Raw genomic sequence first — 22,083 nt, 5'->3', positions numbered from 1 at the left:
TAGTCCGCGCCGCAGCTCCACAATCTCATCAGGTGTCCCCCATGAAGCTCCTTTGTTCGCCCGCCTCGCCCTATTCCAACAAGGTGCGGATGGCCGCGCATTTTCTGAGCCTGGAGTTGAACGCCATTCGGGTCGACACCAATACCGCACCGGCAATCCTGGTGGACAATAATCCGCTCGGCAAGATCCCGACGCTTCTGACCGATGACGAGGTATCGATATACGACAGCGTGGCGATCATGCATTATTTCGACCGGCTGACGAAGGGCGGGCTCTACCCTTCCAAGAAGGGCAAGCGCACGGATGCGGAAATCCTCGAGGCGCTCTGCGACGGCATCTGCGATTGCCTGCTGGCGATCGTCTACGAGCGGCGCTTCCGCGACGAGGAAAAGGTTCACCAGCCGTGGATCGACCGGCAATGGAAGAAGGCGACGAGCGGTCTCGCTCATCTCAGCGCCAATCCGCCGAAGCTTGGCAAAAAGCTCAACGGCGGACATTTTGCACTGGCGGCCACGCTTGATTATCTCGAGTTGCGCTTCAAGGACCAGTGGGAAGCCGATCATGCGCCGCTGACTGGCTGGCTGCGGCAGTTCGACAAGAAATTCCCTGCCCATAGCGAGCTCAAGTCCCAGGGCTGAGCGCTTCAGAACAATGAGCAGACAGCAAAAAGCCGGGCGACGTGCCCGGCTTCTTTATGTCAGTATGTTCAGTCGGCTTAGAACTTGACGCCGATACCGAGCTTGACGCTGTTCTCGTCGTAACCGCGCGAGAAGCTGCCGGAGTCGAGGTCGTAGTCCTTGCTCTGGTAGTCGGTGTAGCGATATTCCAGGCGCGTCGTGATGTTGTTGGTCACGAAGGCTTCGACGCCGGCGCCGACCGTATAGCCATAGTTCGTCTTGCTTTCGTCCGAGGTGTCGTCGGAAACCTTGACGTCGCCGATGGCAAGACCGGCCGTGCCGTAGAGCAGGAAGGGGTTCATGTCGTAGCCGACGCGGCCACGGACGGAGCCGTTCCAGCCATACTTGTTCTTGACGCCGCCTGAGGAGACGTCGTCGCCGCTGTAGCCGAGATCGGATTCAACGCCGTAAACGATCTGGCCCTGCTGCCAGTTGTAGCCGGTGAAGACCTGGCCGCCGAAACCATAGGTGTGACGGTCGGAACCGAAGTCACCCATGTTGTAGGTGCCAGCGCCGCCGAGATAAAAGCCTTCCCAGTTGCCTGCCGGCTTGACTGGAGCGTCCTGGGCGACCGGTGCTTCCGGAACCTGGTCGACGGCATCGGCCGCCTGAGCTGCCGAGACGCCCGCAATTGCAAAAACGGAGGCCATGAGGCCAGCAATGAGTACACGCATACTTAGTCTCCTTTCAGTCCCGCGCCGCTTGTCATCTGTCTATCAGTGAAGCATTGGCGGGATATTGCCAGATGTCCCTTCCGGATCGAGACTGAAATTGGAACTCAAATGCGGATTTGAAAGAGCCAAATTGTGATATCATTGTGGCTGCCGCATGGCTGAAATTCGATGTTGCTTTGACGCAACATACACTTCATTAACCATACTGAAGTGTTAAACTGAAAATACTTATTTTAAGAAATCGCATTCTTAAATAATACATAGAATATCCGGCTCTCTGACGCAACCGCAACGGCCTATTTATATAATCTCCGTTGGCCCCTATATAGTCTGCAGACAGACTCGCGGGATCAGAAGGCAAGATTTTGAACCACAAAAGACTTCGCTCGGCCCTTATAACAGGGGCTGCTAAAAGAATAGGACGGGCAATCGCCGAAGACCTTGCTGCAAATGGCTTTTCCGTTGCGATCCACGCGAACGGCTCCATCGGTGAGGCCGAAGAGCTGGTGGCGGAATTGCGGCGAAAGGGATATCGGGCGACCGCCCTGCAGGCCGACCTCACCGATATCGGCGAAACAGCCGCCTTGGTCGCGAAGGCGTCGGAAGCGCTCGGGCCGCTCGATCTGCTCGTCAATAATGCGTCGGTCTTCCAGCATGATTCAGCACGTAGTTTCAATGCCGCCACCTGGGCATTGCACTTCGACCTGCATGTACGTGCGCCCTCTATCCTTGCGGCCGCCTTCGCGCAGCAGATGCCCGCTGAGGCATCGGGGCAGATCGTCAATATCATCGACCAGCGGGTTTGGGCGCTGAGGCCCAGCTTCTATTCCTATACCCTCTCCAAATCCGCGCTGTGGACGGCGACGCAGACGCTTGCACAGGCATTGGCGCCACGCATCCGCGTCAATGCCATCGGCCCCGGCCCCTCGATGCCGAGCGAGCGGCAGGCGATGGAGGACTTCCAAGCGCAGGTCTCAGCCCTTATCTTGCAGCGAGGGCCGGCGCTGGAGGAATTCGGACAAACGATTCGCTTCCTTTACGACACGCCCTCGATCACCGGCCAGATGATTGCCCTCGACGGCGGCCAGCACCTCGCCTGGCAGACGCCCGATGTGGCGGAGATTACGGAATGAACGGACGAAAGCTGCCGGATGGCGGCGTTCTCTACGACGAGACGGATGAGAGCGAAGACGATATCGAAGTGGAAGGCGACGTTTCCGCCGCCGCCCCGCTGGCGGCGACGGTCGACTGGAATGCGGGCAGCCTCAATGAAACCGGGCTCATCGGCGCGGAACTGATCGGCGAATTCGTCAAGCGGCTCCCCAACAGTCCCGGCGTCTACCGCATGTTCAATGCCGAGGGCGACGTGCTCTATGTCGGCAAGGCGCGCAGCCTGAAGAAGCGCGTCAACAATTACGCCGTCGGCCGGGTGCATTCCAACCGCATCGCCCAGATGGTGCGCCAGACAGCCAATATGGAATTCGTGACGACGCGTACGGAAACCGAAGCGCTGCTTCTGGAAGCGAATCTGATCAAGCGCTTGCGGCCGCGCTTTAACGTGCTTTTGCGCGACGACAAGTCCTTTCCCTATATCCTCATCACCGGCGACCACCGGGCGCCGGCGATCTTCAAGCATCGCGGTGCGAGAGCGCGAAAGGGCGACTATTTCGGACCATTCGCTTCGGCAGGCGCGGTCGGGCGCACGATCAATTCGCTGCAGCGCGCCTTCCTGATCCGCACCTGCACCGACAGCGTCTTCGAAACGCGCACACGACCCTGCCTGCTCTACCAGATCAAGCGCTGTTCGGGGCCGTGCACCCACGAGGTCAGCGATGGGGGTTACGGCGAACTGGTGCAGGAGGCGAAGGACTTCCTGTCCGGCAAAAGCCAGAAGGTGAAGTCGCATATGGCCGAGGCCATGAACCAGGCGGCCGAAGACCTCGACTTCGAGCGGGCGGCGATCTATCGCGATCGCCTGGCCGCGCTTTCGCACGTGCAGAGCCACCAGGGCATTAATCCGGCCGGCGTCGAGGAGGCTGACGTTTTCGCCATCCACCATGAGGGCGGCATCTCCTGCATCCAGGTGTTCTTCTTCCGCACCGGCCAAAACTGGGGCAACCGCGCCTATTTCCCGAAGGCCGACCCGCAGCTTTCCGGCGCCGAAGTGCTGAATTCCTTCCTGGCGCAGTTTTACGACGACAAGCCGGTGCCGAAGCAGATCATGCTGTCGCAGACGGTCGAGGAGCTGGAGCTGCTCGCCGCAGCGCTCAGCGAAAAAGCCGGCCACAAGGTTTCCATCCTCGTGCCGCAGCGCGGCGAAAAGCGCGATCTGGTCGACCATGTCGTCGGCAATGCGCGCGAGGCGCATGGGCGAAAGCTTGCCGAGACGGCGTCGCAGTCGCGGCTGCTCGAAGGTTTCAAGGAAACGTTCGGGCTTGCCTATGCACCGCAGCGCATCGAGATCTACGACAACTCGCATATCATGGGCACCAATGCCGTCGGCGGCATGGTGGTCGCGGGGCCGGAAGGTTTCGTCAAGAACCAGTACCGCAAGTTCAACATCAAATCGACCGACATCACGCCCGGCGACGACTTCGGCATGATGAAGGAGGTGATGACGCGGCGCTTCTCGCGGCTGATCAAGGAGGAAGGCATTCCTGACCGGACCGCGCAGGCGGCCACTCCCGATGCAGCCGACATGCCCTTCCCCACCTGGCCCGATGTGATCCTCATCGACGGCGGCCAGGGTCAGATGACAGCGGTGCGCGCCATCCTTGCCGAACTCGGCATCACCGACAGCGTGACGGCGATCGGCATCGCCAAGGGCGTCGACCGGGACGCCGGGCGCGAACGCTTCTTCCCGCCGGGACGCGAGAGCTTCACTCTGCCGCCGCGCGATCCGGTGCTCTATTTCATCCAGCGCATGCGCGACGAGGCGCACCGTTTCGCGATCGGCTCGCACCGGGCACGGCGCAAGAAGGAAATGATCAAGAACCCGCTCGACGAGATCGGCGGCATCGGGCCATCGCGCAAACGCGCGCTGCTCCAGCATTTCGGCACGGCAAAGGCCGTTTCGCGCGCAGCCCTGTCCGATCTGATGGCGGTGGAAGGCATATCGGAAGCCGTCGCCAAGCAGGTCTATAACCATTTCCACGACGACGCCGCGAAATAACCGGCGTCCGTCGCAAATTCCACGCAAAGGCGGTGAAAAGACAGAAAGAATGTTGACGGTCCGCAGCCAAAGCCGTCATCTACCGCATCGGCCCGAAAATCGGAATCGACTTTCGGAAAGCTCGATGCGGATATTCTAAAGTGTTACAGCGTCCTTTGCGCGCCTGAAAAGACGTGCGGCGCTGTAGCGGCGCATCAATTCAGAGAAACGATCCCATGGCATCGCGTGCGTACAGCATTCCCAATCTTCTGACCTACGGCCGTATCCTCGCCGTACCGCTGATCGTTCTCTGCTTCTTCATCGAGGGCAGGCTGTCGATCAGCAACACGGCGCGTTGGGTGGCGCTGTGGATCTTCGTCATCGCCTCGCTCACCGATTTCCTCGACGGCTATCTCGCGCGCATCTGGAACCAGACGTCGAATATCGGCCGCATGCTCGATCCGATCGCCGATAAGCTGCTGGTCGCTTCGATCCTTCTTCTCGTCGCGGCCGACCAGACCATCGCCGGCTGGTCGATCTGGGCGGCGATCACCATTCTCTGCCGCGAGATCCTGGTTTCGGGCTTGCGCGAATATCTGGCGGCGCTGAAGGTCAGCGTACCGGTGACGCGGATCGCCAAGTGGAAGACGACGCTGCAGCTCGTCGCCATCGCCTTCCTGCTCGCCGGCCCGGCCGGCGACGAGATTTTCCCCTATACGACGCAGACCGGCATTGCGCTGCTGTGGATCGCGGCGCTGCTGACCATCTATACCGGCTACGACTATTTCCGCGCCGGGGTGAAACATATCGTGGATGACGAGGAATGACGCGGCTTGTCTATTTCGCCTGGGTGCGCGAGCGCATCGGCAAGGGCGAGGAGGAGATCGACCTCCCCTCCTCCGTCGTCACCGTCGCCGATCTCCTGAATCATTTGAAGACGCTGGGCGAAGAATATGAGACCGCACTTCAATATCCCGACGTGATCCGCGTGGCGCTCGACATGGAGCATGTCGAGCATGACGAGCCGATATCGGGCGCCCGAGAGATCGGGATCTTTCCGCCGATGACGGGGGGATGAGGCGGTGATGGTGGTGCCGTGTCGCTACCCCCCTCTGTCCTGCCGGACATCTCCCCCACAAGGAGGGAGATTGGCTGGAAGCACGAACTTCCCCAAGCAATCCACGTCGCAGCCCGGCAAAACTGTAGATGGGCACGATGGTCAAGCCACGCGTAATCTCCCTCCTTGTGGGGGAGATGCCCGGCAGGGCAGAGGGGGGTTGGCACAGCACGCCCTCTCCATAGCCTCCGCTACGACATCAACGCAGTTGGGGATGTTATCATGACCATTGCCCCCACCATCCGCGTCCAGCATGAGGACTTCGACCTGCAGGCCGAAGTCGACCGCCTCTCGAAGGGCAAAGCCGGCATCGGCGCCGTCGTCACCTTTTCCGGCCTCTGCCGCGATGAAGGCGGCACGCTTGCCGCCCTCGAACTCGAGCATTATCCCGGCATGGCGGAAGCGGAGATGCGGCGCATCGGCGATCTTGCCATCGCGCGTTTCGGACTTCTCGGCCTCACCGCGATCCACCGCTACGGGAAGATCGCAGCAGGCGAGAACATCGTGCTCGTCGTCGCAACCGCACCGCATCGGCAGGCGGCGTTCGACGGCGCCAATTTCGTCATGGATTTCCTGAAGACCGCAGCCCCCTTCTGGAAGAAGGAGCACGCTAGGGATGGCGCCACCGGCGACTGGGTCGCGGCGAAAGACGCCGACGACGCGGCGCGCGACAAGTGGAAGTAAATTAGCGCATTTCCTGATTTATCCGAGTGACGGAAATGCTCCACCTTTTTGTTTGACGCAATTCCGGCCGCAAAACCGCTGCGCACTTTTGCTGGGATTGCTTCAGAGAACCACGCGCTCCCTGCGGCTCATGACCAAGAGCAGGACGAGCAGCGAGAAGATGACCAGATCCCGCCAGACGAAGGGGCCGTAAGCGCCCCACATGGTTTCGACGACGGCAAGCCCGGCAGCGCCGCCTGCCGAGCGCAATGGATCGGAATAACCGCCGACAGCTGCGATCAGCAGCACCTTCAGCCCGAACATCAGTCCGGCGCCGAAATCCATCGATCCGTAATAGAAGGTGGCGAGGATGCCGCAGATAGTGGCGACGAGGGCGGCGGTCGCATAGGCGACGAGGAAGACGCGGTTGGCGCTGGTGCCGCAGAGCTCGGCGGCCAGCGGATCATCAGTGACGGCGCGCCAGACGCGGCCCCAGCCGGTGCGCCTGAGGATCAGCGTACCCACAGCGATAATGGCGCACATCAGCGCCGTGTTGATCAGCTGGATATGGGTGAGCGTCACTTTGAACAGGCCGTCGCTCCAGAAGACGACCGTTTCGTTCAGAAACGGCGGCAGCCAGATGGCGCGGGTATTGGCGGCAAGCCGGGCCGTTTCCATCAGCACGATCATGATGCCGAGGGCGGCAACGATGACCGTATTCGGCGATTTATTGACCAGCGGCAGCATGATCGAACGGCCGATCCATAGGCCCGCCGCCAGCGAATAGACGATGGAAGCGCAAACACCGACGGCAAGGGCGGCCGGCAGCACCAGCCAAAACCTGACATAGGCGAGTTCGGTGAAGAGCAGCAGGATCTGGCCCGCGAAGGCGAAGATCGCCCCATAGGTGATGTCAGCCCGCTTCGTCACACCGAAGGCTACGGCATAACCGAAGGCGAGCGCGGCATAGAGGGCGGCCAGCGGAACTGCATTCGCCAGCTGCTGCAGAAGATAGGCCATTCCAGACACTCCGCGTCACCAAAATTATAACTGGTAAAACCTATTTCGCCAGTTATAATTTCATCATGAGCTTTTCCTGGACCCCTCACCGCTTTGCCGGCGGCGCGCTGGCGCTCGATGTCGCCAACAGCGTCGTTGTGCGCCACGATGCAACGCGGCGGATCGACCGCTTCTCGGTCAGGGACCAGATGCGGAGCTTTCCGCGCGCCGCTGCCGAATTCTGCGCCGAGCGCGCCCTCTTCGGCGACATCACGCCGGTGGCTAGGGAAAACGAGACGGGTTTCATCGCGCTACGGGAAGCCATCGACCTCTATTTCCGCAAGCGTATACTGAATGGCGGCGACGACCAATTGCTGGCCAGCCTGCTGGAAGCGTTGGCGAAGGTGTTGCGCGAAGCAAGCCCTGGCAGCGTGGCCGCGGCGACCGCCCATTCGGCGCTGCGGCTGGTCGCCATGCCTGATCCCCAACGCATGAAGATCTGCGGCAATTGCGGCTGGCTGTTCATCGACCGCAGCAAGAACAGGAGCCGAGCCTGGTGCGACATGGCGGTCTGCGGCAACCGCGCCAAGGCGAACCGTCACTATCGCCGCAAGAAGGAGGAGACGCCATGAGGAAATATATGATCGTAACGGTGGCAGCAGCCGGCCTTCTGCTTGCCGGCTGTCAACGCCAGGCTGAAAACCTGGTCGAGGTCACCGGCCATCTCTTCGTCTTCAACTATCGGGTGGCCAGCGCCACCTATCTGCTGACGCTGAAGAAGACAGGGCCTATCCCCGACGGTTCGGTCATCATCGCCGAATTCGAAAATCCTGAAGGCGGCGATCCGCTGGTGCTGAACCAGAAAATCTACCCGATCGACGACAAGATCGCGCTGCAGAGCGAAAAACTGCACTGCGTACGCAAGGACCGCCCCTATTCCGTGAGTGTCCGGCTGGTCGACAAGGACGGCAAGGTGCTGCAGGAATTGAAGACGCAGTTCCGGTCCGACCTCGACCAGACCGTCCTGCCGAGCAAGCCGCTCGTGCTCGGCGCGCTTTATGAAAAGAACCCGGAGGTCTTCAAGCCTGACGGCACCGTCGATTTCTCTAACACCGACAAATGCCCTGCATAGAAGAAATGCATAGAAAAAGCCGGAGCAAGGCCCCGGCTTTCGAGAGTCAATTCAAGGCATTGCCGGCGAATGCCGAAGCGCAGCCTCAGCCGACGATTTCGGTATCGGAGAACCAGTACTTGATTTCCTGGGCGGCCGTTTCAGGAGCATCCGAACCGTGAACCGAGTTTTCGCCGATCGACAGAGCGTGAACCTTGCGGATCGTGCCTTCGTCAGCGTTTGCCGGGTTGGTCGCGCCCATGATTTCGCGGTTCTTGAGGATCGCGCCTTCGCCTTCGAGCACCTGGACGATGGTCGGGCCGGAGGTCATGCCTTCGACCAGTTCGCCGAAGAAGGGACGGTCCTTGTGAACGGCGTAGAAGCCTTCGGCTTCGCGACGGCTCATCCAGACGCGCTTGGAAGCGACGACACGCAGGCCGGCATCTTCGAGCATCTTGGTGATGGCGCCCGTCAGGTTGCGCTTCGTTGCGTCCGGCTTGATCATCGAGAAGGTGCGTTCAATCGCCATAGTCAAATCCTCTGTTTTCTCGGAAAAAGTGGGCGGTCTTTACCCGCCCCAACGCCCGAAAACAAGAGGTAGGCGGCAATTTCACGCCGCTGTCACAGTCCTGCCGCGGCTTTGGTGAAGATCGAGGCAGCGTTCGAACCAAAGCGTGACGGGATCGTCGGCAGCTAGCATGGCGAGACCGGCAGAGACACGCAGCCATTGCAGCGCGCCGAAGACGATATAGTCGGCAAAGAGCGGTGTCTGCCCGCCGATGAAGGGCTGGAACTTCAGCATATGCCGTAGCGGCTCCAGCTTGGCGGCGAAGGCGGCCTTCTCCGCCTCACTGTCGGCGGCAACCACTTCCAACGGCTTGCCGAGCCGAGCCTCCCGGCTTTGACGGAAATAGGCCTTGTCTTTCTCGTCGAGGTTCGCATGGATATCGAGAAGGGCCATGCGCATGATCGCCGGATGGATGATCATCTGCGAATAGCCTTCCACCATTCGCGATAGCGCCTTACCGCCCTCGCCGTTGAACAGTGACGGCCGCTCAGGATAGGTTTCCTCCAGATAAAGGGCGATGTCGAAACTGTCGGGGATCAGCCGGCCGTTATCGTCGAGAACGGGCACAATCGACGAGACGCCGCCGCCGATCGCGCGGATGCGGGCATAGGTCGTCGGAATCTCCTCGAAATCGAGCCCCTTATGCGCCAGCGCCATCACCGCCTTCCAGCAATGGGGCGAAAAGAAGCGCCGCTCGTCGGCGCCACAGAGGGAATAGAGGGCTCTGGTCATAACAGTCCTTTCGAGATCGCAGCTCGATCCATTCCACGACAGAAAGCGGCTGCGATCAAATCAGGAAATTTCATGGGCGCATCACTGCGATTTCCGGGAAAACGGGCTAGACTGCCGCGACCAATCCGGGAGGGACTGAATGCTCAGACATTACAGGATGTTCGCCGCCTATAATCGCTGGGCCAACACGCAAGTCTATGCGGCTGCCGCCGAACTCAGCGATGCGGAATTCCGCAGCGACCGCGGCGCTTTCTTCGGCTCGCTTCATCGCACGCTCAATCACCTGCTCGTCGCCGACCGGATATGGATGAAGCGCTTCACCGACACCGGCGAAGCGCCGACGACACTCGATGCCGTGCTCTTCGGAGAACTGGATGCTCTTGCCGCCGCACGCCAAGCAGAGGACGAGCGGATCATTGCCTGGACAGGCATGCTGGACGATAGAACCCTCGCAGCCAACTTCACCTATGTAACGGTGGTACAGCCGGTCGAGATCACCCAGCCTCTGTCGGCAGCGCTCGCGCATTTCTTCAACCACCAAACCCATCATCGCGGCCAGTGCCATATGACGCTGACGGCGCTCGGCAGGCCGAGCCTCATGCTTGATCTCATCTACTTCCTGCGCAGCGAGGGCCGCGAGTGGATGTGAGGCCCGTTCTCAATTAAATAGTTAGAACACAAGAACCCGACGAGCACTAACGTACCGTAAGCTAGGTTCACGCGCATAGCGCGACGAGGCCGATGATCATCGTAAGCCTAGGCTCTGTTGACAAAGTGAATTCCCAAATCGGCTGAGGCGTGATTCAAGACTGCTTTTTAGGAGGCAGCAGTGGCGCGAGGCGATTGGAGTGATGAGGAGTGGCGGATCATCGAACCACTGTTGCCGACCGAGCGTGGTCGCAAGTCTCGGCCCTCCCATGACAACCATCGCTTTTTTAACGGAATGCTCCATGTCTTGCGTGTTGGTTGTCCGTGGCGGGATATGCACGAGCGGTATGGAAAGTGGAATTCGGTCTATGTTCGGTTCCGCCGTTGGGCCGAACAAGGCGTATGGGACGCGCTGCTGGAAACGCTTGTCGAATTTGGGATGACCGACGACTGGCAACATATGATCGACAGCACCACGGTTCGCGGCCATTCGCAGGCAGCGGGCACTAAAGGGGGGACTCACAAGGAGGGTTTTGGTCGATCACGCGGCGGCTTTACGACAAAAATCCATGCCCGCGCAGACGGTCAGGGGCGTCCTCTTGGTTTGTCCTGACAGGCGGCGAGACCTCCGATTATCGTGCCGTTCCCGCTCTTCTTGCCATACCCGTGGGCAAACCAAGGTCATTTCTAGCCGACAAGGGCTATGACGGCGACGCTGTTCGCGAAGAGCTGCTCATCCATGGTATTCGTCCGGTTATCCCGCCGAAAGCGAACCGCAAAAACCCGCCTTCCTGCGACTTTGAGATATATAAAGACCGCAACCGTATCGAGCGAATGTTCAACCGGCTCAAGCAGTTCCGTAGAATCGCCACTCGTTACGACAAAACCCGAACTTCCTTCGAAGCGTTCCTTTCACTGGCTGCGGCAAAAATATGGCTGCCGCACTTTGTGGAACGTCTTTAGGTCACCTCTGGCGCTGCAACGGAAAAGGTTTCACCTACAGACGAAATCAGTGAGCTTGGCCCATGGATTTTGATGTGTCGTGCTGCTTGTTTTTTGCATTCAGGATCGTGATTGATCCGATGGTTACACAATCGTCTCCAACCGGTGTGGGAAAAGGCAATCCTTTCCGCCGTCAAAATGTCAACGCCGGATGCGCCTCTTATCTCCTTGATGAGTTCTGGCCACGAGGCCTTCTCTTGAAAGAGCCTGTCGACAAGCTCGAGTATCTGCAAAACAGGTCCGGCCATGAAACCCCTCCATCAGGAAGCGACCTTATCGCATCTTCACCATCAACTTTGTCAACAGAGCCTAATGCCCTAAGCGATCCAGGACGCCTTTGGGTAGATATACTTCGCGGCGACCGCCCAAGTGTTCTTTCCGTTTCTCGTTATCCTTATCAACCTCCTGTTTCCACATTGTCGCAGCTGCAATAGACTGCACGACATATAGTTTTGCGAGCATCGCGGGAGAGATAAATGGCAACAGAAAATTCCGGAACTAAACACCTAGCGCTGTTGATTGATGGCGACAACGCTTCGCCAAAGATCGTCCGCGGCCTCATGGCTGAGATTGCCAACTACGGAATCGCTAGCGTCAAACGCATCTACGGTGACTGGACCGCTCCCAACCTAAGGGGCTGGAAGGAATGCCTGCTCGAACATTCCATCCAGCCAATTCAGCAATTCGCCTACACGACTGGAAAGAACGCGACCGATGGCGCAATGATCATCGACGCCATGGACTTGTTGTATACTGGTCGTTTCGCGGGATTCTGTATTATCTCCAGTGACAGCGATTTTGCGCGGCTGGCGGCGAGAATCCGGGAGCAAGCTGTCACCGTCTATGGGTTCGGTGAGCGGAAGACTCCGCGCCCCTTCATCACTGCCTGTGACAAGTTCGTCTATTTCGATGTGCTCAATGCTCAGGCTGCGGAGCTCGAAGAAGCAGCGGCTCCCACCCAAAACCCAGTCCAGGCCAAGCCTGCCGCCACCAAGGCGACGTCTAAAAAGGCGGACTTGAATAAAACGGCACGAGACATGTTGACCAAAGCGATTATCGCAACTGCTGATGAAGACGGTCGAGCCAATCTGGCCCAAGTGGGAGGGCATCTGGCGAAGCAAGCGCCCGACTTCGATGCACGCAATTACGGCTTCCCCAGACTAAGCGATCTCGTGAGGTCGTTCGGTATCGTCGATGTCGAGCGAGCACCGGACAACCCGAAAATAATATTAGTTCGCCTCAAGAAGGCTTAAGCCGGCAATACGAAATGTGAGACGAAGATGGTCCGCCAGCCGATCGGACATTGCTCCCAACTTTCACAGCGACTGATTTCCGTGTGTTCCGAGAGTCCAGCCTAGCAGCGTTGCTCTTCTTGAAACCAGCTATCACCAGGGGCCTTTTTACAAGCCTTTTGGGGCCGGGAGATCAAAATACTCTGTAGCCATTCGATGTTGCGCGAAAAGCCATTCGATCTTGCACGCTACAGGGTGTGAGGCCTTCGCTCTCAACACGGCATTAACCGCCTTTGCCGGTTCCACCGCCAATCCAGGGCTTCGCCGTTGAACATTCAGCCTCTCTTAAAAGCTTGCGGGCATAGCGGATGTGAGAGATGAGGCCGGGCCGCGAGGGATCGTCATGCAGAATGCAAGCGCAAACACACTGGTGCCGCGCGAGGCTGTGCGCCCGACGCCGATGGCGGATATTCAGAAGATCGCCCAGCACATGGCGCGCCTGAACGTCGCGGCACTACCGCGCAATTACGAACTCTTTCATGAGGCGATCGTCGGGCTCAATGCCGGCCTTGCGCAGGATATTGCAGCACTCGGACCGCAGCCGCAGCAGCCGATGCTCGACGAACTCGGCCTGAAATACCGCCTCGTCGGCCATTGCGGGCTGGCGGGCGAGACATCACGGAACGAGGCGAGCCGGATGCTGCGCGACGTGGCGGAAAGGCTTGCCGAAGGGCTGAAGCACAAGAACGCCTTTGCGCGCGCCTGCGGCACGATCCTGAAATCCGTTTCCGGCCACGACGACCAGAGCCTTGCCGCTTTCCTCGGCGAGGTCGACTACCTCACGGCTTCGCTTTCGACCGTTCTTGCGGCGGAGATGGAAATCGGCGCCAGGCTGCAGGACGACATCAAGACGCTGGAAACGCTGGAGCGCGGTATTTCCGCGATGCAATCGGCTGCGATCGCCGACAGGATCACCGGACTTCCGAACCGCATCGCACTGAACCGGACGATTGCCGACCTCTACGAGCGGGAGGAAGGTGCCGCCGGCAGCGCGCTGATCATGGTCGATATCGACAATTTCACCGACCTCAACGGCAAATACGGCACCCAGGCAGGCAACAAGCTCCTGAAGAAGCTCGCCGGCCTCCTCCAAAAGTCGATCAAGAAGAACGATTTTATTGCCCGCACCGAGGCTGACGAATTCGCCCTTTTGTTTTCCAATGTCGGCATGCAGGATGCAATGACGATCGCCGAACGCCTTCGCTCCTCCGTCGAGGACAATCTGGTCTTTGCGACATCCGACAAGGCCGATCCCGGCAGGCTCACCATCTCGATCGGCGTGGCACTCAGCACAGATGCGGCAACGCCAGGACAGTTACAGGCCAATGCCCGGGTGGCGCTTCTCGCCGCACAATCGAACCCCCGACTGCCGGTGCAGGCTTTCGGCCGCTGAGACGCACAAGCAATCTTGCGGTGGGACAAGCAGGCTAGTCCCCGGGATAAGCAGGCTTGTCAGCGCACAAGCAAGCTTGGCGCGGGATAAGCGCTCTTGCCTTGGCGAGCGCTTTCGGCCAAAACGCCGGCCATGATCACGCTCACCGATATTTCCGCCCGCATCGCCGGGCGCCTGCTACTCGACAATGCCAGCATTTCGCTGCCTTCGGGCACGAAGGCAGGGCTCGTCGGGCGCAACGGCGCCGGCAAGTCCACGCTTTTTCGCGTCATCACCGGCGATCTCGGCTCGGAGAGCGGATCGGTGTCGATCCCGAAGGCCGCACGCATCGGCCAGGTGGCGCAGGAAGCACCGGCGACTGAGGACGCTCTGATCGAGATCGTGCTTGCCGCGGACAAGGAACGCACCGCCCTCGTTGCCGAGGCGGAAACCGCGACCGACCCGCACCGCATCGCCGAAATCCAGATGCGCCTTGTCGATATCGACGCGCATTCTGCCGAAGCGCGCGCGGCGAGTATTCTTGCCGGCCTCGGCTTCGACAAGGCGGCGCAAGCCCGCCCCGCCTCCTCCTTCTCCGGCGGCTGGCGCATGCGCGTCGCCCTCGCCGCCGTGCTGTTTTCCGAGCCGGACCTGCTTCTGCTCGACGAGCCGACCAACTATCTCGACCTCGAAGGCACGCTGTGGCTGGAAGACTATGTCAGGCGCTATCCGCACACCGTCATCATCATCAGCCACGATCGCGACCTCCTGAACAATGCGGTCAATGCGATCGTCCATCTCGACCAGAAGAAGCTTACCTTCTATCGCGGCGGATACGACCAGTTCGAGCGGCAGAAGGCGGAAGCCGACGAATTGCAGACGAAGGCCAAGGCCAAGAACGACGCGGCACGCAAACATCTGCAGGGCTTCATCGATCGCTTCAAAGCCAAGGCTTCCAAGGCCCGACAGGCACAATCGCGTGTCAAGGCGCTCGAGCGCATGGGAACGGTCGCTGCGGTGATCGAGGACCATGTGCAGCCGATCACTTTTCCCGAGCCGGAAAAGCAGCCGGCTTCGCCGATCGTCGCGATCCAGAGTGGTGCCGTCGGCTATGAGCCCGGCAATCCGATCCTGAAGAACCTCAATCTTCGTATCGACAATGACGACCGGATCGCCCTGCTCGGCTCGAACGGCAACGGCAAATCGACCTTCGCCAAATTCATCTCCGGCCGGCTCGCGCCGGAGAGCGGTGAAGTGAAGATCGCGCCGAGCCTGAAGATCGGCTTCTTCGCGCAGCACCAGCTCGACGACCTCATCCCCGAGCAATCGCCCGTGGAGCATGTGCGCCGGTTGATGCCGGGCGCGCCGGAAGCCAAGGTGCGCGCCCGCGTCGCCCAGATGGGGCTTGCGACCGAAAAGATGGCGACGGCCGCCAAGGATCTTTCCGGCGGCGAAAAAGCCCGCCTGCTGATGGGGCTTGCCGCTTTCAATGCGCCGAACCTGCTGATCCTCGACGAGCCGACCAACCACCTCGACATCGACAGCCGCCGCGCGCTGATCGAGGCGCTCAACGACTTCGAAGGCGYCGTCATCTTGATCTCGCACGATCGCCATCTGATCGAAGCGACGGTCGATCGGCTGTGGCTGGTCAACGGCGGTACGGTGACGACCTTCGAAGGCGATATGGACGAGTACCGCGACCTCATCGTCACATCCGGTAAAAAAAAAGAAGAAAAGCCGCAGCTAACTGAAGACGCGACATCGAAGGCCGACCAGCGCAAGCTCAATGCCGAACGTCGCGCCTCACTGACGCCACTTAAGAAAAAGATCAACGAAATCGAATCCTTGACGGCGAAGCTGGAGAAACAGATTCAGGCGCTTGACGCGGAACTTGCGGATCCGGTCCTTTACGAGAAGACGCCCGCTAAAGCCGCCGAGAAGGCAAAACAGCGCGGCGAAGCTGCTGCAAAACTGGCTGCCGCCGAGGAAGACTGGCTGATGCTGTCGGCCGAATACGAAGAAGCGATGGCGGGATAGCCACAGGTCTCATCGAATGCGTGGCGAAGTGCCGCGCATCAACGCAATTTGGGCCATTATCAACCGATCGTTAACCATAATCCGAAAGGTTGTCTCAACATTCGTTACCGATTTGTTGAGCCCTTTCCATGTATCGTCTTTTCGTTCTGTCCTGCATGGCCCTCACGGCCGCCCTCTCCGCCTGCAGCACCACCAGACAATCCGCTCCTGACACATCGATCAAAACCTCCTCGGTGATCGCGCCCGAAGAGCGGAAACTTGCCTATGCCGGCGACGATGCGACGCCGCGCCTAACCGGCTGGCACCATCTGGCCGGACGAACGCTGGAGGTCTCCTCGCTCGCCGATCTCAAGCTCCAGGACAAGGAAGTGATCCTCAGCTTCGACGATGGCCCGATCCCCGGCCGGACCGATAAGGTGCTGGCAATCCTCGACCAGTTCGGCGTCAAGGGCGCCTTCATGATGGTCGGCGAGATGGCCGAGATGCATCCGGCGCTCGCCCGCAAGGTCGCCCAGGACGGCAACACGATCGGCAGCCACACTTATGACCACGCCAACCTCGCTTCGCTGAGTTTCGACGCGGCGATGGCCGAGGTGATCAAGGGCGAATTGGCGGTGACCAAGGCGACCGGAACCGATGTCTCCTTCTTCCGCTTCCCTTATCTTGCCGAGAGCCACAGGCTGCGCGCCGCGGTCGCCATGCGCGACATGGTGGTCATGGATGTCGATATCGACAGCAAGGACTACTTCACCACGACGCCGGTCTCCATAACGCAGCGGACGATGAACCTCTTGCACAAGCGCGGCCGCGGCATCATCCTGATGCATGACATCCACAAACGCACGGCGACGATGCTACCAACCCTGCTCTCGAAACTCGAAACCGAAGGCTACAAGGTGGTGACGCTGAAATTCAAGAAGACGCCGGCGCCGAACAACGTCCTCGCCTCGGCCGATTTCGTGACGATCCGCTAAGGCGGGTTGCCCAGTCGGGATTAGCCGCAAGACGGCCGGAGTTCGGCCGAGCAAAATCCGATTTTTGATGCCATTACCGGGCGGGAAGGTTGCCGATCAGCAACCCTCTCGTGCACAAGATTTTTCAACGAACGCACCTATTTCAGAAAATAAAATCTACAAAATCCATCACAATGATGATTTTCTCTGAGACAGAACGTTCCTTCTCTCTCATTGGTTCCCTATGCCTTTCAAAGCCGTCCAGTTGCCGATTCGCGCAGGAATGCGATGCGGTCAGCGTTCTTTTCTATCAGCGCGGAGAAGCATGCCCAATATTGCGCGGGAAGCCGACGTCCATCTCATCACCAGCCTTTTCGGCCTCACCTCAAAGTGGCGCACATCCACGCCATAGCAGTCGAGCCAAAGAGTGCTGCAATTGCTCGGGGACCTGAACCGGTCCTTCTACCTTCCCAAGACGGAGCTCAAACATGTCACGCAAATTTCTCCCGAAGGCGCTCCTCGCCATGTCGATTGCCTTGTTGGCGGCAACGCAGGCATCCGCGGATGCCACGCTCGACCGCATCAAAGCCCGCGGCACCCTTACCGTTGGCGTCATCCTCTCGGGGGCGCCCTTCGGCTATATCGATCCGACATCGCAAACGCAGAAGGGATACAATCTCGATATTGCAAAAGCGCTCTCGGACGATCTTGGCGTCAAGCTGGAAACAGTCACCGTCACGCCCCCGAACCGGGTGCAATTTCTCCAGCAGGGCAAGGTCGATATCCTGATTGCGAACATGCAATATACCGAGGACCGCGCCAAAGTTCTTGATTGGGTGGCGACGCCGTATGATCGCAGCGGCGGTGCTGCCGTCGGACGCAAGGACAGCGGCCTGAAGGACTGGGCAGATCTCAAGGGAAAGCCGGTCTGCGTTTCGCAAGGGTCGAACTTCACGCAGCCGCTCATCGAACAATACGGCGCCGAGGTAAAGGGCTTGCCGAGCCAGCCGGAATCGCTGCTGGCACTGCAGGGCGGCAATTGTGTCGCCGCCGTCCATGTCGGCGCAACCGTCGGCCTTCTGCTGGAGGACCGGCCCGAGGAGTGGAAGGACTACACCATTCTCTTCCCGACCGAACTGCTCCCTTCCGACTCGGTAATCTGGGTGCGAAAAGGCGAAAAGGAGACGGCCGAGGCACTCGATAAGTCGATCCGGCAGCTCCATACGTCAGGAAAGCTCCTGGAATTTGCGAAGGCGAACCGGCTCCGCAATACCGACTATCTCGAACAAGAGCGCAAGACCCTGTCGGCTGGCAAGTAAGACAGGTTACACTGGCGGATCGACATGCACGACACCAGCATGACCAGCCTGTTCGTCAACCTGACGAACAGGCTTGGCCTTAACTACGAGTTCCTAGCGACGGGGTACGAGGCGCAGATATGGCGTGATGGTTTCATCACCACGCTCTATCTGATTGCCCTCTTGATCCCCGTCAGCCTGATTGCCGGGCTGCTGTTTGCCGCCTGCCTGACATCCGGCAAGCCCTGGCTATCGACGCCGGTCCGCGCTTTCGTGGAAATCACCCGAAACACGCCGACGCTGGTACAGTTGATGTTCAGCTTCCTCGTTCTCAATACATTCGTATCGAACCTGGTCGGCGGGACGCAGAACAATCCGCTGACACCCTTCTTTTGGGTGGTGGCGGTGGTCGGACTGCACATCGCCGCCTTGCATGCCGAGGCGATCCGCGCAGGTATCGAGGCGGTGCCGTCGGCCACGGTGGAAGCGGCGCGCGGCATCGGCTTCAGCACGCTGCAGATCCTCCGTTACGTCGAAGTTCCCCTGGCATTGAGGGCATCGCTGCCCGCGATCGTCAACAATCTCATCAATCTCGTGAAGTTGACGACGGTGGGTAATGCGATTGCAGTCAGCGAGATTACCTATGCCTCGATCATGGTCTGGACGCAGCGCGACAACGTGGTGTCACTGATGATCGTCATTCTGCTGTTCTTCAGCATCATCAACCTTGCCGTTGCCCGCATCGGCCTGTGGGTGGAGCGCAAGCTCGCCATTCCGGGGTATGGCCTATGACGACTGCGGTACTTTCCGAGCAGCGCAGGAGTGGTCGCCTGCTGCGCAATATCGGCTTTACGGCACTCCCGCTTGTTATCGTCCTCTGGTCGCTGGCCGACCTGACGCTGGGGCGCGAACTGGTGACGTGGCTTCCCTATCTCGGCTCGGGCTTCATGATGAACGTCGTCATCAGCCTGTGCGCGATGACGCTTGGAACGACCGTCGGAGCCGTGTTCGGCATACTGGAACTGGTTCCCTTCAAGCTGGTGCGCTACCCGGTGGTCGCCTATGTGCAAGTCTTCCGCAATGCCCCGCATCTCGTGCTGATCTTCGCGACGACTTACATCTTTCCCTTCGAAATCGTGGTGGCCGGCAACTATCTGCCCTTCCCGGATTGGATGAAGGCGGTGATCGGCCTTGCCATACCGGCCAGCGCCTATGTGGCCGAGATCACCCGCGGCGCCATCCTTTCGATCCCGACCACGCAATGGGAAGCGGCAAAGGGGCTCGGTTTTTCGCGCGGCCAGGCCCTGCGCTGGATCATCCTGCCGCAATGCCTGCGGCGCTCGCTGCCGCCATGGATGAACATATTGGCCTCCATCACCATGGGCACGTCGCTCGCCTCGCTGGTTGGCGTGCACGAACTATTGCATGCGGCAACCGATGCCAGCACATCCGTGCGCCGCCTCGATTTCACGATCATCGCCTATATCGTGGTGATGGCGGCCTTCTTCACGCTTTGCTACCCGATCGCCCGCCTGACCCGACGCCTCGAGCGGCGCTTCAAGACGGCCTGAGGATTTGAATGATGAACGCAAAACCCGACGAAACGATCGTGCGACTGGAAGACGTGCACCTGTCCTTCGGCCAGACGGAGGTGCTGAAGGGCATAGACCTCACCGTCAACAAGGGCAATGCGGTTTCCATTATCGGCCCGTCCGGTTCGGGAAAGTCGACGATCCTGCGCTGCATCAACGCATTGGTGGCGCCGCAGCGCGGCCGCATCACGGTCGACGGCACCCGCGTCGATCAACTGGCCAAGGAGAGCGAACGCATCGCGCTGCGCAAGCGTATCGGCATCGTCTTCCAGCAGTACAATCTCTTTCCCCACCTGAGCGTGCTGGACAATATCGTGCTGGCCCCGACCCGCATCCTCGGCGTCGAGCGGCGCGAAGCGGAAAAACTCGCACGCGAACTGCTCGACAAGGTCAGGCTTTCGGAAAAGGCCGGCGCCTATCCCGGCCAGCTTTCCGGTGGTCAGCAGCAGCGCGTCGCGATCGCCCGCGCGCTGGCGATGAAGCCGGAACTGGTGCTGTTCGACGAAGTCACCTCGGCGCTTGACCCCGAGACGGTGGGCGAAGTGCTGTGGGTGATCCGCGACCTCATCCGCGACGGCATGACCAGCATCCTCGTGACCCACGAAATGCGGTTCGCCGAGGAGATCAGCGACATCGTCGTCTTCACCGAGAACGGCCGCATCGTCGACCAAGGCTCGCCTGAACAGATTTTCCACACCTTCGACAATCCCCGTATCCGCCAATTCGTCGGTGGTCTCGCCGGTGGGCGCGGGCCAGTGCGCGAAGGCATCTAGGATTTTTTCATGACGAGCACATTCGCGCCTCTGACTTCGGCATTCGCCCAGGCGATCATCTCCTCGGATCCATCGAAAGATCCCGTGGCATTGGACGCGGCGCGCACGGCGATCATCGATTTTCTCGCCTGTGCGATCGCAGGCGCCGGCGACCGCACGACCGGCATTCTGGCAGATACCGTCGGTGCCAATCTGGCGGGCGAAGCGATCCTGCTCGGCAGCTCGCGCCGAACCGATCCGCTGGTCGCGGCGCTCGTCAACGGTCATGCCGGCCATGTGCTCGATTATGACGACGTGCATGCAAGCGTGCGCGGCCATCCGACGACCGTGATCATCCCGGCCCTGCTGGCGTTCGCCGCCGAGCGCGAATTTTCCGCAGATGCGCTGATCGCCTCCTATATCGTCGGGCTCGAAGCCATGGCGCGGCTGGGGTTGTCGCTCGGCTCACAGCACTACGAGAACGGTTTCCATGCCACGGCGACGCTCGGGACGATCGGCGCGGCGGCGGCAATCGCCCATCTGACCCGCGCCTCCATCGACGAGACCGCCGTCGCGCTGGGCCTTGCGGCAACGCAATCGTCCGGCCTGCGGCTGCAGTTCGGCACGGACGCCAAACCTTTCCACGCCGGCATGGCGGCGCGATCCGGGCTCCTGTCGGCGAGGATGGCCGCTGCAGGTTTCGGCGGCGCGCCGGATTTCCTCGACAATCCGGTCGGCTTCCATTCGGTCTATGCCTTCGGCGCGGAACGCCCGTCCGCCGTGACCGAGAACTGGGGTTCGCCATGGCAGATCGTGGCGCCCGGGCTGACGCTGAAGGCCTATCCCTGCTGCACCGCCAGCCATCCGGTCGCGTCTCTCGGCATCGGCCTCAACCGGGAAGGTCTGGAGGCTGATGCGATCGAGTATATCACCTTCACCTACCCGCCCGGCGCCGATGCCGCCCTGGTGGTGAGCAAGCCCGGCAATGGGATCGAGGCGCGCTTCAGTCCCGAATACGTGTTCGCCGCCGCCCTCATCGACGGGGCTCTGCGGCTCGACCATTTCGACGAGCGGCCTGTCTTGCCGCGCCTGATGGACCTTGCCCGGCGCGCCGGCCGCCGCCACGACGAGACTGCGCCGCGCATGTCGAGCGATCCACGCACCCGCTTCGTGATCGTCGATATCGTGCTTCGCGACGGCAGCGCGATACAGCGCCGCTTCGACGGCCTGCCGGGGCTGAGCGATCCGGCCGAAAAATTTCGCGACGCAACTGCGCGCAATCCCGCCTTCGCGGATGTCCCGTCGCTCGTCCGGACAATGAGCAGCACGGCCGACCTTCGCCAACTTCTGGCGCTGCTCAACCAGGATGCCGCCCAAAATCCAGAATGACGAAGGATATTGTCATGACTCGCAAAAGAGAAATCCACCTGGGCCTGTTTCTGCAA

Annotated in this window: 23 protein-coding genes and 1 pseudogene; 20 read left to right on the top strand and 4 right to left on the bottom strand. The window is 60.2% G+C overall.

All coding sequences use genetic code 11. The features are described 5' to 3' along the window. The first annotated feature begins 41 nt into the window (after nucleotides 1-41). The gene (locus AC1D1Z_RS13710; protein WP_047621563.1) at nucleotides 42-638 is read left to right on the top strand and encodes a glutathione S-transferase family protein; all 597 of its coding nucleotides are present in this window, start codon (nucleotides 42-44) and stop codon (nucleotides 636-638) included. 77 nt (nucleotides 639-715) lie between these two features. Here the strand turns inward: AC1D1Z_RS13710 and AC1D1Z_RS13705 are convergent, their stop codons facing one another. Further along, nucleotides 716-1,351, bottom strand: coding sequence for an outer membrane protein (locus AC1D1Z_RS13705; RefSeq protein WP_018241481.1), 636 nt, complete (start codon nucleotides 1,349-1,351; stop codon nucleotides 716-718). A gap of 365 nt (nucleotides 1,352-1,716) precedes the next feature. On the opposite strand from AC1D1Z_RS13705, the gene AC1D1Z_RS13700 reads away from it, so the two are divergent. From AC1D1Z_RS13700 to AC1D1Z_RS13680, 5 genes are all read left to right on the top strand, one after another. Next, on the top strand, nucleotides 1,717-2,484 hold the full coding sequence (locus AC1D1Z_RS13700; RefSeq protein ID WP_018241480.1) for an SDR family oxidoreductase: 768 nt from the start codon (nucleotides 1,717-1,719) through the stop codon (nucleotides 2,482-2,484). Continuing rightward, nucleotides 2,481-4,523, top strand: a complete 2,043-nt coding sequence (gene uvrC, locus AC1D1Z_RS13695; RefSeq protein WP_047621561.1) for an excinuclease ABC subunit UvrC — start codon at nucleotides 2,481-2,483, stop codon at nucleotides 4,521-4,523. Before AC1D1Z_RS13700 ends, uvrC begins: the two co-directional genes overlap by 4 nt. Before the next feature lie 215 nt (nucleotides 4,524-4,738). Continuing rightward, nucleotides 4,739-5,329 (top strand): CDP-diacylglycerol--glycerol-3-phosphate 3-phosphatidyltransferase, encoded by a 591-nt coding sequence (pgsA, locus tag AC1D1Z_RS13690; RefSeq protein WP_003547103.1) that lies wholly within the window; start codon nucleotides 4,739-4,741, stop codon nucleotides 5,327-5,329. Further along, nucleotides 5,326-5,580 (top strand): molybdopterin converting factor subunit 1, encoded by a 255-nt coding sequence (moaD, locus tag AC1D1Z_RS13685; protein ID WP_017959832.1) that lies wholly within the window; start codon nucleotides 5,326-5,328, stop codon nucleotides 5,578-5,580. The genes pgsA and moaD overlap by 4 nt, the downstream gene beginning before the upstream one ends. A 261-nt stretch (nucleotides 5,581-5,841) precedes the next feature. Further along, entirely contained in the window at nucleotides 5,842-6,303 is a 462-nt protein-coding gene (locus AC1D1Z_RS13680) for a molybdenum cofactor biosynthesis protein MoaE (protein WP_018447441.1), read from the top strand. A 102-nt stretch (nucleotides 6,304-6,405) separates the two neighbouring features. Here the strand turns inward: AC1D1Z_RS13680 and AC1D1Z_RS13675 are convergent, their stop codons facing one another. Beyond that, nucleotides 6,406-7,302, bottom strand: coding sequence for a branched-chain amino acid ABC transporter permease (locus tag AC1D1Z_RS13675; RefSeq protein ID WP_047621559.1), 897 nt, complete (start codon nucleotides 7,300-7,302; stop codon nucleotides 6,406-6,408). Nucleotides 7,303-7,367: 65 nt separating this feature from the next. Here AC1D1Z_RS13675 and AC1D1Z_RS13670 point away from each other — a divergent pair, with 65 nt between their 5' ends. Then, complete coding sequence (locus AC1D1Z_RS13670) at nucleotides 7,368-7,913, top strand: CGNR zinc finger domain-containing protein (RefSeq protein WP_018447439.1); 546 nt, start codon at nucleotides 7,368-7,370, stop codon at nucleotides 7,911-7,913. Next, nucleotides 7,910-8,413, top strand: coding sequence for a hypothetical protein (locus AC1D1Z_RS13665; protein ID WP_018447438.1), 504 nt, complete (start codon nucleotides 7,910-7,912; stop codon nucleotides 8,411-8,413). The genes AC1D1Z_RS13670 and AC1D1Z_RS13665 overlap by 4 nt, the downstream gene beginning before the upstream one ends. Nucleotides 8,414-8,498: 85 nt before the next feature. Here the strand turns inward: AC1D1Z_RS13665 and ndk are convergent, their stop codons facing one another. Further along, nucleotides 8,499-8,921, bottom strand: coding sequence for a nucleoside-diphosphate kinase (gene ndk / locus AC1D1Z_RS13660; protein ID WP_003547097.1), 423 nt, complete (start codon nucleotides 8,919-8,921; stop codon nucleotides 8,499-8,501). 81 nt (nucleotides 8,922-9,002) lie between these two features. Continuing rightward, a complete protein-coding gene (locus tag AC1D1Z_RS13655; RefSeq protein WP_130728943.1) occupies nucleotides 9,003-9,692 on the bottom strand; it encodes a glutathione S-transferase family protein in 690 nt (229 codons plus the stop codon). A 139-nt stretch (nucleotides 9,693-9,831) separates the two neighbouring features. Here AC1D1Z_RS13655 and AC1D1Z_RS13650 point away from each other — a divergent pair, with 139 nt between their 5' ends. The 12 genes and pseudogenes from AC1D1Z_RS13650 (at nucleotide 9,832) to AC1D1Z_RS13595 (ending at nucleotide 22,027) form a co-directional block, all read left to right on the top strand. After that, a complete protein-coding gene (locus AC1D1Z_RS13650; protein ID WP_446983311.1) occupies nucleotides 9,832-10,341 on the top strand; it encodes a DinB family protein in 510 nt (169 codons plus the stop codon). Nucleotides 10,342-10,521: 180 nt separating this feature from the next. Then, nucleotides 10,522-11,303: pseudogene (locus AC1D1Z_RS13645) on the top strand (IS5 family transposase). 62 nt (nucleotides 11,304-11,365) lie between these two features. Continuing rightward, nucleotides 11,366-11,776, top strand: coding sequence for a hypothetical protein (locus AC1D1Z_RS13640; RefSeq protein ID WP_477850847.1), 411 nt, complete (start codon nucleotides 11,366-11,368; stop codon nucleotides 11,774-11,776). Nucleotides 11,777-11,818: 42 nt separating this feature from the next. Next, nucleotides 11,819-12,595 (top strand): NYN domain-containing protein, encoded by a 777-nt coding sequence (locus tag AC1D1Z_RS13635; protein ID WP_446983310.1) that lies wholly within the window; start codon nucleotides 11,819-11,821, stop codon nucleotides 12,593-12,595. Nucleotides 12,596-12,977: 382 nt separating this feature from the next. Beyond that, complete coding sequence (locus AC1D1Z_RS13630; RefSeq protein ID WP_446981205.1) at nucleotides 12,978-14,027, top strand: GGDEF domain-containing protein; 1,050 nt, start codon at nucleotides 12,978-12,980, stop codon at nucleotides 14,025-14,027. A 132-nt stretch (nucleotides 14,028-14,159) separates the two neighbouring features. Beyond that, nucleotides 14,160-16,043, top strand: a complete 1,884-nt coding sequence (locus tag AC1D1Z_RS13625; RefSeq protein WP_477850844.1) for an ABC-F family ATP-binding cassette domain-containing protein — start codon at nucleotides 14,160-14,162, stop codon at nucleotides 16,041-16,043. Nucleotides 16,044-16,171: 128 nt separating this feature from the next. Beyond that, a complete protein-coding gene (locus AC1D1Z_RS13620; protein ID WP_018241470.1) occupies nucleotides 16,172-17,017 on the top strand; it encodes a polysaccharide deacetylase family protein in 846 nt (281 codons plus the stop codon). Between the two features lie 467 nt (nucleotides 17,018-17,484). Beyond that, the gene (locus AC1D1Z_RS13615) at nucleotides 17,485-18,315 is read left to right on the top strand and encodes a transporter substrate-binding domain-containing protein (protein WP_065276255.1); all 831 of its coding nucleotides are present in this window, start codon (nucleotides 17,485-17,487) and stop codon (nucleotides 18,313-18,315) included. 24 nt (nucleotides 18,316-18,339) lie between these two features. Further along, nucleotides 18,340-19,086, top strand: a complete 747-nt coding sequence (locus AC1D1Z_RS13610) for an amino acid ABC transporter permease (RefSeq protein WP_130728937.1) — start codon at nucleotides 18,340-18,342, stop codon at nucleotides 19,084-19,086. Continuing rightward, nucleotides 19,083-19,865, top strand: coding sequence for an amino acid ABC transporter permease (locus tag AC1D1Z_RS13605; RefSeq protein ID WP_018241467.1), 783 nt, complete (start codon nucleotides 19,083-19,085; stop codon nucleotides 19,863-19,865). The genes AC1D1Z_RS13610 and AC1D1Z_RS13605 overlap by 4 nt, the downstream gene beginning before the upstream one ends. A gap of 8 nt (nucleotides 19,866-19,873) precedes the next feature. Beyond that, nucleotides 19,874-20,659: an amino acid ABC transporter ATP-binding protein gene (locus AC1D1Z_RS13600; protein ID WP_376766707.1), complete on the top strand. Its 786-nt coding sequence runs from the start codon at nucleotides 19,874-19,876 to the stop codon at nucleotides 20,657-20,659. 9 nt (nucleotides 20,660-20,668) lie between these two features. Next, entirely contained in the window at nucleotides 20,669-22,027 is a 1,359-nt protein-coding gene (locus tag AC1D1Z_RS13595; RefSeq protein ID WP_168298068.1) for an MmgE/PrpD family protein, read from the top strand. Nucleotides 22,028-22,083 lie beyond the last annotated feature (56 nt).

The organism is Rhizobium sp. P1_E1, assembly GCF_056406015.1.
This window is presented reverse-complemented; position numbering and strand designations above follow the sequence as displayed.